This window comes from Pseudomonas sp. Pseusp21 (assembly GCF_059492145.1).
This window is the reverse complement of the sequence record NZ_CP168520.1, coordinates 2,928,582-2,943,006: the sequence shown is the minus strand read 5'-3', so window position 1 is coordinate 2,943,006 and position 14,425 is coordinate 2,928,582. Positions and strand designations below refer to the sequence as shown.

Below are 14,425 nucleotides of genomic sequence, written 5' to 3'. Positions count from 1 at the left end.
CCCACATGGGGTTTTGCGTTTATCCAGCGAGTTAGCGGTTAAGCAGTTCCAGGCGCTCACGCACCGCCGCTTCGATCCCGGCCTCATCCAGCCCGCACTCGGCCAGCATCTGCGCCGGCTTGGCGTGCTCGACGTAAACGTCCGGCAAGCCCAGGTGCAGCACCGACTTGAGGATGTTCTCGCGGGCGAGGAATTCGCTGACCGCGCCACCAGCGCCGCCCATGATCGCGTTTTCTTCGATGGTTACCAGCAGATCGTGGCTGTTGGCAATCTCGCGCACCAGCGCTTCGTCCATCGGCTTGACGAAACGCATGTCGACCACGGTCGCGTCCAGCGTCTCGGCGACCTTCAGGGCTTCGGCCATTTGCACGCCGAACACCAGCAGGGCGACCTTGCTGCCCTGACGACGCACCACACCCTTACCGATCTCGATCGGTTCGAGGTCTTTTTCGATGGTCGCGTTCGGGCCGTTGCCGCGTGGATAGCGCACCGCCGCCGGGCCGTTGTACAGGTGGCCGGTGGTGAGCATTTTGCGCAGTTCGTTTTCATCGCTCGGGGTCATGATGACCATGCCCGGGATGCAGCGCAGGAACGACAGGTCGAAGCTGCCGGCGTGGGTCGGGCCGTCTTCGCCCACCAGACCGGCGCGGTCGATGGCGAACAGCACGTCGAGGTTCTGCACCGCGACGTCATGCACCAACTGGTCGTAACCGCGTTGCAGGAATGTCGAGTAGATCGCCACCACCGGTTTTGCGCCTTCGCAGGCCATGCCGGCAGCGAGGGTCACGGCGTGTTGCTCGGCAATCGCCACGTCGAAGTAGCGCAGCGGGAAGCGTTCGCTGAACGCCACCAGATCCGAGCCTTCCTTCATCGCCGGGGTGATGCCCACCAGACGCGGGTCGGCAGCGGCCATGTCGCACAGCCATTCACCGAACACGCCGGAATACTTCGGCCCGCCGGCCTTTTTCGGCGCAGCGGCCGGGGCGTCCAGCGGTTCGAGCTTGGTGATGGCGTGGTAACCGATCGGGTCGACTTCCGCCGGGGCGAAGCCTTTGCCCTTTTTGGTGACGATGTGCAGGAACTGCGGGCCTTTCAGATCGCGCATGTTGCGCAGGGTGGCGATCAGGGTCGGCAGGTCGTGGCCATCGATCGGGCCGATGTAGTTCCAGCCCAGTTCTTCGAACAGGGTGCCAGGGACCAGCATGCCCTTGGCATATTCTTCGGTACGACGGGCGATTTCCCAGGCGCCGGGCAGGCGCGACAGCACTTTCTTGCTGCCTTCACGCATGCTCGCGTAAGTGCGGCTGGAAAGGATCTTCGCCAGATAGTTCGACAGCCCGCCGACGTTGCGCGAGATCGACATGTCGTTGTCGTTGAGGATCACGAGCATGTTGGCGTCGACTTCCGGCGCATGGTTCAGCGCCTCGAACGCCATGCCGGCGGTCAGTGCACCGTCGCCGATCACCGCAATCGCCTTGCGATCACTGTTCTGCAGGCGGGCGGCGATGGCCATGCCCAGCGCTGCGCTGATCGAGGTGCTGGAGTGGCCGACGCCGAATGTGTCGTACTCGCTCTCGGAGCGGCGCGGGAAGGCGGCGATGCCGTCCTTCTGGCGCAAAGACTCCATGCGCTCGCGACGACCGGTGAGGATCTTGTGCGGATAAGCCTGATGACCGACGTCCCACACCAGCCGGTCGTCCGGGGTGTCGAAGACGTAATGCAACGCGATGGTCAGCTCGATGACGCCCAGGCCGGCACCGAAATGCCCACCGGTCTGGCCGACCGTGTAGAGCAATTCCAGGCGCAACTCATCAGCCAGGGTTTCCAGCTCGGCTTCGCCTAACCGGCGCAGGCCGTCCGGCGTATTAGCGCGGTCGAGCAGGGGCGTGGTCGGGCGCTTGCGGGGAATCTCATGAAACGTCGTGGGCATCAGGCGAATCGTTATAGGTATAAAAGATGCGGCAGTTTACCTGATGCATCGCCCCCTGCCCACGCGTTGGTCTTTTTTGGCAGATAAGCCTTCAGTTGCGCCGGTCGACGATATACCGGGCCAGATCGCGCAACGGCTCGGCAGCCGCGTCAAACGGTCGCAGCGCGTGCAGGGCCTGATCGCGCAGTTCCAGTGCGTAAGCCTTGGCCGCGTCGAGGCCCAGCAGGGCCGGGTAAGTTGGCTTGTCACGGGCAATGTCGGCGCCCTGGCGTTTGCCGAGGGTTTCGGTATCGCTTTCGACGTCGAGGATGTCGTCCTGGACCTGGAATGCCAGGCCGATGGCCTGTGCATAAGTCTGCAGGGACTTGAGTTCATCCCTCTCGGCACGGCCGCTGGCCAGGGCGCCGAGCTTGACGCTGACTTCGATCAGCGCGCCGGTCTTGTGCCGGTGCATCTGTTCCAGCGCTTTCTGATCAAGCTTGAGGCCGACCGAACCGAGGTCGATGGCCTGACCGCCTACCATGCCGGCCGGGCCCGCCGCGTGCGCCAGCGCTGTGACCTGTTGCAGGCGGATGTCCGCGCTCAGGTCGCTCAGACGCGGGTCGAGCAGGGCGCTGAACGCCAGGCTCTGCAAGCCGTCACCGGCGAGGATTGCGCAGGCTTCGTCGAATTTCTTGTGAGTGGTCGGCTGGCCACGACGCAGATCGTCGTCGTCCATCGCTGGCAAATCGTCGTGCACCAGCGAATACGCGTGAATCAGCTCAACCGCACACGCCGCGCCGTTGGCCTGTTCAGCCTTGCCGCCGAGGGCTTCGCATGCCGCGTAGGCCAGCAGCGGACGCACGCGCTTGCCGCCGTTCATCACGCTGTAGCGCATGGCTTCATAAAGGCGCGCCAGTTCTGGCAGCGGGGCGTTGAACAGGGTTTCCAGTGCCGCATTGACCCGTGCCTGGCTGGTGGCCGAATACGCTGCAATCATTCTGGCTGATCCGCGTCGAAGGGTTCCTCGGCGAGTTCGCCATCGCGCTCCAGCAACACCTGGACTTTCTGCTCGGCCTGGGCCAGCGCCGCCTGGCAGTCACGGGTCAGGCCGATGCCTTGCTCGAAAGCGGTCAGCGAGTCTTCCAGCGACAATTCACCGTTCTCCAGACGCTCCACCAGCGTTTGCAGGTCGGCGAGGGACTGTTCGAAATCCAGTGCAGCTTTTTTGCGGGCCATGGCGGCTAATTCCGGTTGACGTTAAACCGGCGCGACACTAGCAGATAGGGGGGGTATGGGCAAATGAGCGGGGCGGGTCAAAGCCTTGAAATGGCGAAGGCGCTAGCTGATTAACCTGAGCAAAATATGACGGAAAGGCGCTTGTTTCAGAAAGTCTCTCGCCAATTGCGGGTGTTCTTTGAGCAAGCTGACGAACGCTTTTATCCACTTTTCCCGTTCTCGAATGAGTGCTGCACTATGGAGCCCAAGCATATCTCGCGTTTGACGAACCAAATGCCTATTTCTCCTGTTGAGATCGGGCATGGGTTCCAGTGAACCATCTGACGATAAAGAGAACTGCTCATTGCAACCGGGAGCGGGCTCAATCGGGAGAAGCCGATCTCCTTTTCGCTGGCCACATCCGTCTGACCGGATACACCCGTGTGCATAGTTGGTGTAAGAGAAGGTCAAGTGAGGGTGGCCATCACTACCGCGCTTGGGCTTGATGTGGTCAATTTGACCTGTGTCGGGTTGCAGCGGCATTTCACAGTAAACGCAAAGTCCACCTTGATCATTATGGAGGCTCGCCTTCACGATTTTCTTCACCGGGCGGAAAGCCTCTCCATCAAAATCATCTGGTCCCGCGCCGGGATAAGTTTCGTTGAAATCCAGCAGTGCTTTTGGGGGAGCGGGGTTGTGAGTCAACTCAATCATTACGCGTCTTCCTGACCTGCGCCGCGAGGAACGTCCAGAGCGTCATGTCAGCCTCGGAGATTTCGTAACCAGCGTTATCCAGTTCCTGTTTCAACTGGGTAGCTTTTGGGCTGTTACCGGCACCATCCCGGAACAATTGTTCGTACGCGTGGGCAGTTTCAACGATCGCCATCGGAGGGCGGGTGTTGACATTCATGACGCCCGCCAACGCATCTCCGGATTCCTGTGCCAAGGGACTCATAGCCGGTTGTTCTGAAACCCAGCCTTGCTCGTCCTTGTGAATGACACGGATCTGCTCACGATTCGCCGTCGTCAAGACCTGAGGACTATGTGTGCTAACGATGAACTGAATTTTCGGGAACGCTTTGCGCAGTGCTGCCAGGACCTGTTGTTGCCAGGCAGGATGTAGATGCAAATCGACCTCGTCGATCAGAACAATACCTTCTGTGAGCAATGGGGCTTGATCCTCAAACTGACCATTCAGGCGCGCGCAGCGAAATGCCATGTCGGCAGTCAATGAAATCATCGCTCGAACGCCATCACTCAGCAGGCTGATTGGCAGAAGCCCATGATCAGGATGAGACATTGCGAGATCTTCATAGCCAAGGCTGTAGTGAAAGTTACTCCAGCCTTCATTCTCCAGAACCAGATTTACTGCATTTTGAATGCCGGTGATTCTTGGCTTCAGATCCGATTGCTCGTAACCCGGCAACTCTTGTTGTTGAAGCAAAGCCATTGTCGCCTTCCGCATCCATTGCTGCATTTGCACAAAATTTGATGCAGAAGACAGGCAGTCTTCATACCCCATGGTTCTGCTGGCACTAACCACCGCTTTTCGTGAGCTGTTGTTGTGTGTGATCCAAAGGCGTCCAGCTGGGTAATAGCTGATTAGCGGCAAAGCAGTTGCAGCCTTGGTTCGTGCTAACTCTTGAAGGTTTTTGCCCCAGTTGGCCAGTGAGGTGGCTTCTTTTGTAGTCGTACGGCTTTTGGGGCCATGCAGTGCTCGTTGCCATTGGATGGCGGGATCATCGAGGACAGCATCAATGATGACTGGAAATCTCTGTTCGTTTTCGAAGCTGTTGCCGAGACGAACGTAACGAGCATCGGTTCGCTCAATGTGCTTGGATTTGCCCATATCGAATGCGCCGACAAATGGCCCGAGCGCGGTGGCAATGGCTTCAAGTATTGTGGTTTTACCCTGCCCGTTACGTGCGGCAATGACCGTCAGCTCAGGATGGAAGTCGATTTCAATGTCTTCAAATCGACGGAAATCCTTTAGTTTCAGTTTGCGCAGCTTCACAGGAGTACCTCTATTTTTTCCGTCCTTGCCGACGGATTTTCTGGCCGTAGTTGACCATGAGATGACATTGAGCTCCAGTCGAAATCTTGAATTGAAACTGGATAATGCTTGGCAGCGCGCTCAGTCTGGAGAGTTGATTTGGTAGCGACTGCTCCGCCCTCCTGCGGCTGTCCGTTTCAAACATTTTTTCTTGACCAATTCAGCCAAATGCCTGGTTGCTGTGGCCTTGGACAGTTTTGTTTCCGACTGATACTGCGCTGCACTGATACCGTGCTCGAAACCGCGCTCACCACCGTCGAGCAAACGATTGAGCACTTTGATCTGCTCCGCCGACAGCTCGGATTCCCGGTGCGCCTGCCAGAAGCGTGATTTTCCCAACACACTTTCAATCCGCGCGATGGCCTGTTGCAGACTGCGCAGCAGGGTTTGCAGGAACCATGCGAGCCAGTCGGTGATGTCCAGCGTGGCTTTCTGGCTGGATTCGAGAATCCGGTAATAGCCCGCACGATCATCGAGAATGCTGGCGGACATCGCATAAAAACGAATGGCCTGCGCTTCGCCTTGAGCCAATGCCAGATCGGTGAGGGTGCGAGTCAGGCGCCCGTTGCCGTCATCGAACGGGTGCAAGGTGACGAACCAGAAATGCGCGATGCCTGCTCGCAGCAAAGGATCGAGGCCTGCCTGATGCTGACTGGCGTCGAACCATTTGAGAAAACTGTCGAGTTGTCGCTCGAGGCCTTGTCGCGGTGGCGCCTCGAAATGCACGGTCGGGCGGTCGATTCGCCCTGAAACCACCTGCATCGACTCATCGCCGCGTAAAGCGCCGACATTGATCGCGCGCGCGAAGAATCCGTTTTCCTGTTCTGGAAACAGCCACGAATGCCATTCCAGCAGACGCTCCAGCGTCAGCGGTTCGGCGAAGCGCCGGGTCGCATCAAGCATGAGCTGCGCCAGCCCCTCGCTGCGTTGACTGACTTTGTCGCCATCGGGTAATTCCAGCCCCAGGCGCAGTGCCAGCGAAGATCGCACGGATGCGACATTCAACTGCTCACCCTCGATGGCCGAGGAGGTCACGATGTTTTGCAGCAAAGCGTCCAGCTCTGTCTGCGCGCTCAGTGAATGGCTCACCGATCCCGCCATGCCCATCAATTGACCTTGTGCCTGAACACACTCGCGCAACAACGGTGCCAGGCATTCCGCCTGCCAGTTGAAGTCGGGCCAATCAGGCTGCTGCCAGATCCAGTGAGTCGCCATTAATTGCTGATCCTGAGTGCGTGAGCCGATTGGAAACGCTATTCGGCTCATTTCGTGAGCCGAATATGACGCCTAATCGGCTCATCGTCCACTGGTCGCCGTGATTCCTACCGCAAATCCAGATGTATCCGATTGTTAAAAAACTGCCGAATCGCTAACCTTCGCGCCTTCTACGACCCGACAGTCACGGGTCTTTCAGACGAAACGCAGTAACGCCCACTGTGAAGCGCCGAGGATCGGGTGCAAGGTTTCGTTCAGGCATGGCAGGAGGCATCACATGCGTTCACTTCTTTTGCTGCTGATCGGGTTGGCCTGCGCGCCCGCGCTGCTGGCAGCGCCGAGCGCGGAGCTGTCGGAGCCGGTGGGCGGCTGGCGCTATCACGGGCTGCTCGACCGCACGGAAAACCCGCAGGTCGCCTATCCCACGCCGCCCATCGATCGAGGCATCCAGCGCAATCGCACAATGATCCAGGGTCAGCTCAAGGCGATCGGGCATCTGCGCCCGCCCCACAGCCTGGCGGTGAATGGCAATCCACTTAATCTGTACACCGACGACCAGGGCCGTTTCGCCCGGCCGTATGCGTTCGGCGCCGGCTCCAACAGCGTCGAAGTGATCAGCGCCGACGGCCAGTCGCTCAAGCGCGTTCAATTCTACGAAGCCAATAACCTGCGCACGCCGGCGCGGATCCGCGTGGTGCTCGGTTGGGACGACCCTAAAGCCGAACTCGACCTGCACGTCATTACGCCTGACGGCCAGCACGCCTTCTGGGCGCGCCCGGCGATGAGCAACGGCGGCGGCCTCGATCCGGACGGCGTCGACGGCCCCGGCCCGGAAATGTTCACCATGACCGCGCCGCTGCACGGCACCTATCTGGTTTACGTCAACTATTGGGGCAACTTCGGTAACGGCGGCTATAACTTCGAGGAGACCAGCAACCAGAACGAGGTCATCACCTCGCAGATCACGCTGGTGCTCAACGAAAACACCGTCGACGAAAAACGCGAAACGTTCATCGTGCCCCTGCGGGCCATCGGTGATCTGCTGCTGGTCAAGACTTTCAACTATTAAGCATCCCGCACCACGGATGAACTGCCGAGCTTTGGGAACATGAGCGAGAAGATGAGCGATAACACTGCGACCCCGGCTACCGATGCGCCCGCCGCCAAACCTTCCCGGCGCTGGCCGTTGCTGGCGGTCGGGCTGTGCCTGGTGGCCGGCGTGGCGGGCGGGCTCGGCTGGCTGATGCACAAACCGAAGGCGCCGCCGGCGGAATTGGCCAGCGACAAGCTCGGCCTGAGCCGCCCGGACGCGCTGCTGGAAACCCGCTCCCTGAGCCAGTTGCCCAAGGATCTGCTGACGGTGCCGTTCCTCAAGGCCACGCTCACCGAGGACTTCGTCTTCTATTACGAAACCCACGCCGATCGTCTCGGGCTGATCGGCAGTCTGCGGCGGATCATCTACGAGCATGACCTGAAGCTGCAGGACAGCCTGATCGAGCAACTCTTCGATCAACCGGCGGATGTAGCGCTGTGGCGTGGCGCCGATGGTCGCCTGAAGGATTTCCTGCTGGTGATGGATCGCGGCGGACTGGCCAAGGTGTTGGAGCCGCTGGCGAAAGTCGCCCTGGATGATTCGCAACTGAGCGTGCTCAGCACCCTGAAAGCTGGCGGCGACGAAGTGCCGCTGTATCAGCTGACCTACAACGCCGGCAAATCCCTGTTGTTCGCCTCCCGTGGCGACAAACTGGTGGTGCTGTCCAATCCGGCCAAATTCTACGACCCGGAAAGTGGTGTTTCGGAGGACTCCGGTCACGTCTCGCCGCAGGCGCTGGCGGCGTTGCTCAATGGCGAAAAACTGTTCCCCGAAGCGTTCGGATTGCCGGCCAAGACGCCGGAAACCAAGCAGCGGCTGTCGGTCAATTCCAGCGTCCTGGCCATGGGTTACCAGCGCTTCATCCCGAACTTCGCCGGCCTGCGTTTCGACATGGACGACAAGGGCTGGCACAGCTTTCTGGCCATGGATGAGCTGGAAAACCAGCCGGACTTCGATTTCAAACCGGTCTGGCAAGCCATGCCGCTGGGCGCCAGCGCCTGCGTGACCTTGCCGGTGGCCGCCGAACCGCAAAAACCGTTGCTGGTGAAACTCGGCGCCGAAGAAGCCGTGGCGCAAAAGCTCACCGAACACGTGGCCGGCGCGGCGGGTCTGTGCTGGTACGCCGATTCGCGGCTGTACACGCCGTTGCTGGTGGCCAGTCTGAACGACGAAGACAACGGCAAACTCGACGCAGATATCGGCACGCTGTTCGATTCGATGGTCGGCGCCTACGAAGGCAAGGTCGACGAACACGCGTTCCCGGTGGTCGAGAAGCAGGAAGGCCAGAGCCACCTCTGGCAGCGTCAGGTCAGTTCCAACTTCGGCCCTTACGCGGCCAAGGATGCCGAGAATCCGGACGCGATCACCGGCCGTGCGTTCATGAAAGTCAGCCTGGCGCGCCACGGTTCGACGCTGCTGTTTTCCCTCGACGACAAACTGGTCGACAAGGCCCTCGGCACCCTCGACAAACGCTTCCCGCCGATGGCCGACGTACTGCCCAAAGACGTGCTGATGCCGATCTACTTCGGCCCGGATTCGATGGCGCAACTGATCCAGCAGGAAACCCTCGACAGCCTGCCGCAGGACATGGAGCCGGTGTTCTACAACGCCGCGCAAACCTACCTGATCCCGAAACTGCGCACTCTCGGCGGCATGGGCAAATACGCTCTGACCCTGCCTGAAGGCAGCGAGCCTGACGGTCACTGGCAATGGCTGCCGCTGGAGTGGAAAGCGCTGTGACTGCATTGATTCGCAGCCTTGGCCTGCTGGCGTTGTTGCTCAGTGCCGGTGCCCGAGCCGTTGAGGCTCCGGCCCTCGATCCGCAGCAGTCCCAGGTGTTTCGTGCCTGGTTCGTGCGCATCGCCCAGGAACAATTGAGCAAAGGCCCGAGCCCGCGCTGGTATCAGCAGGACTGCGCGGGACTGGTGCGTTTCGCCGCCAACGAAGCGCTGAAAGTCCACGACGACAAATGGCTGCGCAGCAATGGCGTGTCCAACCGCTACCTGCCGCCGGAGCTGGACCTGAGCGCCGATCAGCGCAAGCTCGCCCAGCAATGGCAGCAGGGCGGCGGCAAGGTCGGGCCGTACGTCAACGCGATCAAACTGATTCAGTTCAACAGCCATCTGATCGGCCGCGACGTGTCCCAGGCACGGCCCGGCGATCTGATGTTTTTCGATCAGGGCGACGACCAGCACCTGATGATCTGGATGGGCCGCTACATCGCCTATCACACCGGCACGACCACCCCAACCGACAACGGCATGCGTTCGGCAAGCCTGCAGCAACTCATGACATGGAAGGACACCCGATGGATACCCGACGCAGCCAACCCCAACTTCATCGGCGTCTATCGACTGAACTTTCTCTCCCAATGACCGGTGCCCGCATGCTGCGTTTACTGCCTTTTCTGTTGCTGTTGACCCTGCCGTTTTCGGCCGTCAATGCCGAAGACACCGTGGAGCCAAGCGGCTACACGCCGGTGTCCGGTGAAAGCTTTTTCCTGCTGGCCGACAGCAGTTTCGCCGCCGACGAACAGGCGGTGGTACGCCTCGAAGCACCGGGTCGCGACTATCGCCGTTTCCGCATGGAACCGTACGGCGGCGCCGATATCCGCGTGTACAAGATCGACAAGCCGCTGGACTTCCTCAAGCGCCAGAAGAACCTGCACCGCGTGGTCAGCGACGGCCAGTTCAAGGGTGAAGGCCTGTCGAACACCCTGGCGTACCTGTGGGACAACTGGTACCGCAAATCCCGTCGGGTGATGCAGCGTGCGTTCTCTTACGAGTCGCGCCAGCAAGTCACCGAGGAAGTGCCGGAGCTGAAGATGGGCAATGCCATCGCCGCGCCGACGCCGTACGACGCGCAACCGCAGTTCGCCCTGATTCCGGGTCTGCCGGTGGTCAGCCAGTTCCGTTATCCGCTGTGGCAAGCGAAGCCGATCCAGCCGCCGACCGGCGTCAGTCTGGCCGGGTCTTCCAGCGAGTTTGTCAGCGTTGCGCCGGGTAACGTCTACATCCCGCTGGGCAATCTGAAACCGGGCCTGTATCTGGTCGAAGCGCTGATTGGCAAGTACCGCGCGACCACCATGGTTTTCGTTTCCAACACCGTTGCGGTGAGCAAGATTGCCGGTGATGAATTGCTGGTGTGGGCCGCGCGCAAACACGAAGGCAGCTCGGTGCCGAAGGTCAACGTGCTGTGGACCGACGGCCTCGGCGTGATGAGCAGCGGCGCCACCGATACCGATGGTCTGCTGCGCCTGAAACACGTCAGCCCCGAGCGTTCGTTCGTGATCGGCGAGGACGAAGAGGGCGGCGTATTCGTCTCGGAAAACTTCTATTACGACAGCGAAATCTACGACACCAAACTCTACGCCTTCACCGACCGGCCGCTGTATCGCCCGGGTGATTGGGTGTCGCTGAAAATCGTCGGCCGTGAATTCAAGAACGCGCGGGATTCGGTATTGCCGGGCGCGGCGGACGTCAATGTCAGCGTGCTCGATGCGACCGGCACCGAGTTGCAGCGCCTCGATCTGAAACTTGATTCCAAGGCCGGCACCCAGGGCCGTTTCCAGTTGCCGGACAACGCCGTGGCCGGTGGTTACGAGCTGCGTTTCAACTACAAGGATCAGGCCTACAGCAGCGCGTTCCGTGTGGCCGAGTACATCAAGCCGCACTTTGAAATCTCGCTGAATCTGGCCAAGCAGGATTACCGCACGGGCGAGCCGGTGAAGGGCAGCCTGGTGCTGCTGTACCCGGACGGCAAACCGGTGGCCAACGCCAAGCTGACCCTGAGCCTGCGCGCCCAGCAACTGTCGATGGTCGACAATGAGCTGCAATACCTCGGGCAATTCCCGGTGGAGCTGACCAGCACCGAACTGACCACCGACAGCAAGGGCAACGCGACCCTCGACCTGCCGGCCGCCGACAAACCGAGCCGCTACATGCTCACCGTGTTTGCCAGCGACGGCGCGGCGTATCGGGTCAAGACCACCAAGGAAATCCTCATCGACCGCGGCGCCGCCAGCTTCCGCCTGAGCGCGCCGCAGCGTTTCAGCGCGGTCGGTGACAAAGTTGCGTTCAGCTACGCCAACGAGGGTGGCAGCGAACAGGCGCAGGCCGTTGTGCCGAGCAGCTACAGCTGGGTGCGCCTCGAAGACCAGACCACCGGCGAAGGCAAACTGGCGGCGAAGGACAAAGGCTTCAGCGTCGCTTTCGATCGCCCGGGCACCTACAACCTGTCGCTGAAAGATCAGCACGGCCGGGTGCTGGGTGCGACCGGTCATTCGGTCACCGGCGACGGCGTCAAGGCTGTGCCGGGCACCGTGGAAATCGTCCTCGACAAACCCGAGTACAAGGCCGGCGATGAAGCGCTGGCGCTGATCACCTTCCCGGAGCCGGTCAGCGATGCACTGCTGTCGCTGGAACGTGACAAGGTCGAAGCCACCGCGCTGCTGGCCAAGGGCGGCGACTGGCTGAAACTGGAAAAGCTCAGCGATACCCAATACCGCGCACGCATTCCGGTGAAGGACAATTTCGCGCCGAACCTGACGTTCTCCGTGCTGTACACCAAGGGCGGTCAGTACAGCTTCCAGAACGCCGGGATCAAGGTTGTTGCGCCGCAGATCGACGTGGCGATCAAGACCGACAAAGACACCTATCAGCCGGGCGATACCGTGACGGTCGATCTGACCACGCAGTTCGCCGGCAAGGCAGTGCCGGCCCACCTGACGGTCAGCGTGGTCGACGAAATGGTCTATGCGCTGCAACCGGAAGTCGCGCCGACCATCGACCAGTTCTTCTATCACCCGCGCCGCAACAACGTGCGCACCAGCGCCAGCCTGTCGTTCATCAGCTACGACGTGGCGCTGCCGGGCAGCCCCGGCGCACCGGGCAAAGCCAACCGCAGCGAGCGTGGGGTGAAAGTGCTGGAGCGGCCGCGTCGCGAAGACGTCGATACCGCTGCGTGGCAGCCGGAATTGCTGACCGACGCTGACGGCAAAACCCGTTTCACCTTCAAGATGCCGGACTCGCTGACCCGCTGGCGCATCACCGCGCGAGCGATTGCCGATGACGGTCAGGTCGGGCAGAGGAAGCAGTTCGTGCGCTCGGAAAAACCGCTGTATCTGAAGTGGAGCGGGCCGAGCAAATTCCGCAAGGGCGATCAGCCGCAACTCGGCGTGTTCGCCTTCAGCCAGGCCGAAAAACCGGTCAAGGCTGAACTGGTCACTCACTACGCCGGCGCCGAACAGCGCCTGCCGGTGACCCTCAACAACGGCATCAACTACCTGCCGCTGCCGGCCTTCGCATTGGCCACCGGCGAATGGACCGCCGAGCTGGTGCAGGACGGCAAGACCGCCGATGCCTTGGCTGTGCGCCTGACTGCGACCGGTGAAGGTTGGCAAGTGACGCAGACCCAGAGCCTCGATGTGGCCAGCGGCGACACGCCGTTGAGCCTGCCGGCAGACGCCACCGATATTCGCCTGCGTCTGGATGACAGTCCGCAAGCGCTGTTCCGTTCGGCCCTCGACGATCTGCTCAGCTATCCGTACGGCGGCGTCGAACAGACCGCCAGCCGCTTGCTGCCGTTGAGCATCGCCTATCCGTCGCTGGCGTCGAGCCCGCAGATCCGCGACCGCTTGCGCCTGATCATGCAGAACAGCCGTCTGCGCCTGGTGCAAATGGCCGGGCCGTCAGCGAGCTTCACCTGGTGGGGTTTCGATGGCGAGCCGGATGCGTTCCTCACCGCTTACGCCTATTACGCCGACTGGAACGCCAGTCAGGTGCTGGATCTGACCTTGCCGCCGGAGCACTGGCAGCGGGTGCTGGAGGTCTACGCCAAGCAGGCGCCGAACACGCCATTGCTGCAACGGGCGCTGATCCTGTCGTTCGCCAAGCAGATGCATCTGCCGGTCAACACGCTGCTCAGCGGTTTGCTGGAGGATCTGGCCAAGGCCGGGGAAGGCAATGCCGAAACCCTGATGGACGACGGCGAAGACAGTCTGGTGATGGGCGATCCGGATTCGGCGCTCGGTCTGGCGGCGGCGCGGGTCTTGACCGCATCGTTGGCAACCCAGTCGAAAGTTGCTTTGCCGGACGCGTTCAATCGTCAGTTGGGTGCTGCGCAACAGCGCTTGTCGGTCAGTTCGCAGCCGTTTGCCGAAGCGCTGAACCTGTCGCTGCAACCGTTCGATCAGGCTCGTGCGACAGCGTTGTTGCAACGCCTGTTGCCACAGCAATCGACCCTTGACCGTGCGTTGGCGCTGACTTGGCTGCAACGCAGCATCGCCCAGGCCTCGCCGACCATCGCGCTGGCTCCGGGCGAAGGCTGGAAGAAAAACTACGGCGCGACCGGCGAGATGTACTGGACGTGGCAGGGTACTGCGCCGGTGCCGAGCGTGTTGACGGTGTCGGGCACTCAGGAGCGTCCGTTGCGTGCCGCGCTGAGCTTCCAGACCCAGCAACCGGCGGTCGATCCGATGGCGGTGACCATCACTCGTCGCCTGTCACGTCTGGTACCGGGTGACGAAGCCTTCACCTTCAAACTGGAGCCGGTCGGCACTAAACCGCTGTCCAGCGACAGCCTGTATCTGGACGAGGTGATCCTCACCAGCAAGGCACCGAAACCGCTGCGCTACGGCATGCTCGAAGTGCCGCTGCCGCCGGGCGCCGATGTTGAGCGCACCACGTGGGGTATCAAGTTGCAGGGCAAGGACGGCACCGAACCGACCGCGCTGGAAAAAGCACGGTTCGAACCGGGTCAACTGGCTTACGCGGTGCCGGTGGATGCGCTGAGCGGCGAATTGCGTCTGCGCCATTTGGTGCGGTTCTCGCAGAAGGGCCAGTTCAACCTGCCGCCGGTGCGTTTCACTCAGGTCTACGCGCCGCAGCATCAAGCCCGCGAAGCGAAAGCGGCCCTCGGTCAGGTCACGGTCAACTGA

At 61.1% G+C, this 14,425-nt stretch carries 10 protein-coding genes; 4 read left to right on the top strand and 6 right to left on the bottom strand.

Annotated features, from left to right (window positions below; all coding sequences use genetic code 11):
* Positions 1–31: 31 nt before the first annotated feature.
* The 6 genes from dxs to ACEN93_RS13305 all read right to left on the bottom strand — a co-directional run bounded on the left by dxs (position 32) and on the right by ACEN93_RS13305 (position 6,395).
* Positions 32–1,930, bottom strand: coding sequence for a 1-deoxy-D-xylulose-5-phosphate synthase (gene dxs / locus ACEN93_RS13330; protein ID WP_039771911.1), 1,899 nt, complete (start codon positions 1,928–1,930; stop codon positions 32–34).
* Between the two features lie 91 nt (positions 1,931–2,021).
* On the bottom strand, positions 2,022–2,909 hold the full coding sequence (ispA, locus tag ACEN93_RS13325; RefSeq protein WP_007955546.1) for a (2E,6E)-farnesyl diphosphate synthase: 888 nt from the start codon (positions 2,907–2,909) through the stop codon (positions 2,022–2,024).
* Positions 2,906–3,148, bottom strand: coding sequence for an exodeoxyribonuclease VII small subunit (locus tag ACEN93_RS13320; RefSeq protein WP_007894317.1), 243 nt, complete (start codon positions 3,146–3,148; stop codon positions 2,906–2,908). The genes ispA and ACEN93_RS13320 overlap by 4 nt, the downstream gene beginning before the upstream one ends.
* Positions 3,149–3,250: 102 nt before the next feature.
* The gene (locus ACEN93_RS13315; RefSeq protein ID WP_084777013.1) at positions 3,251–3,841 is read right to left on the bottom strand and encodes a retron system putative HNH endonuclease; all 591 of its coding nucleotides are present in this window, start codon (positions 3,839–3,841) and stop codon (positions 3,251–3,253) included.
* Positions 3,834–5,141, bottom strand: coding sequence for an AAA family ATPase (locus tag ACEN93_RS13310; RefSeq protein ID WP_064382206.1), 1,308 nt, complete (start codon positions 5,139–5,141; stop codon positions 3,834–3,836). The genes ACEN93_RS13315 and ACEN93_RS13310 overlap by 8 nt, the downstream gene beginning before the upstream one ends.
* Positions 5,142–5,261: 120 nt before the next feature.
* Positions 5,262–6,395, bottom strand: a complete 1,134-nt coding sequence (locus ACEN93_RS13305; protein ID WP_495611498.1) for a Fic family protein — start codon at positions 6,393–6,395, stop codon at positions 5,262–5,264.
* A 277-nt stretch (positions 6,396–6,672) separates the two neighbouring features.
* On the opposite strand from ACEN93_RS13305, the gene ACEN93_RS13300 reads away from it, so the two are divergent.
* Genes ACEN93_RS13300 through ACEN93_RS13285 form a run of 4 tightly spaced genes read left to right on the top strand, consistent with a single transcriptional unit; the run spans position 6,673 to position 14,425 of the window.
* A complete protein-coding gene (locus ACEN93_RS13300; protein ID WP_039771904.1) occupies positions 6,673–7,464 on the top strand; it encodes a YfaP family protein in 792 nt (263 codons plus the stop codon).
* A 51-nt stretch (positions 7,465–7,515) separates the two neighbouring features.
* Positions 7,516–9,228: a DUF2138 domain-containing protein gene (locus tag ACEN93_RS13295; protein WP_495611497.1), complete on the top strand. Its 1,713-nt coding sequence runs from the start codon at positions 7,516–7,518 to the stop codon at positions 9,226–9,228.
* Positions 9,198–9,863, top strand: a complete 666-nt coding sequence (locus ACEN93_RS13290; protein ID WP_039771902.1) for a DUF1175 domain-containing protein — start codon at positions 9,198–9,200, stop codon at positions 9,861–9,863. The genes ACEN93_RS13295 and ACEN93_RS13290 overlap by 31 nt, the downstream gene beginning before the upstream one ends.
* Positions 9,860–14,425 carry an alpha-2-macroglobulin family protein gene (locus ACEN93_RS13285; protein ID WP_495611496.1) on the top strand — a complete coding sequence of 1,522 codons (4,566 nt, stop codon included), beginning with the start codon at positions 9,860–9,862 and terminating at the stop codon, positions 14,423–14,425. Before ACEN93_RS13290 ends, ACEN93_RS13285 begins: the two co-directional genes overlap by 4 nt.

Coding starts and splice junctions, on each gene's coding strand:
- dxs (WP_039771911.1), bottom strand. CDS start 1,930: ATGCCCACGACGTTTCATGAGATTCCCCGCAAGCGCCCGACCACGCCC.
- ispA (WP_007955546.1), bottom strand. CDS start 2,909: ATGATTGCAGCGTATTCGGCCACCAGCCAGGCACGGGTCAATGCGGCA.
- ACEN93_RS13320 (WP_007894317.1), bottom strand. CDS start 3,148: ATGGCCCGCAAAAAAGCTGCACTGGATTTCGAACAGTCCCTCGCCGAC.
- ACEN93_RS13315 (WP_084777013.1), bottom strand. CDS start 3,841: ATGATTGAGTTGACTCACAACCCCGCTCCCCCAAAAGCACTGCTGGAT.
- ACEN93_RS13305 (WP_495611498.1), bottom strand. CDS start 6,395: ATGGCGACTCACTGGATCTGGCAGCAGCCTGATTGGCCCGACTTCAAC.
- ACEN93_RS13300 (WP_039771904.1), top strand. CDS start 6,673: ATGCGTTCACTTCTTTTGCTGCTGATCGGGTTGGCCTGCGCGCCCGCG.
- ACEN93_RS13295 (WP_495611497.1), top strand. CDS start 7,516: ATGAGCGATAACACTGCGACCCCGGCTACCGATGCGCCCGCCGCCAAA.
- ACEN93_RS13290 (WP_039771902.1), top strand. CDS start 9,198: ATGGCTGCCGCTGGAGTGGAAAGCGCTGTGACTGCATTGATTCGCAGC.
- ACEN93_RS13285 (WP_495611496.1), top strand. CDS start 9,860: ATGACCGGTGCCCGCATGCTGCGTTTACTGCCTTTTCTGTTGCTGTTG.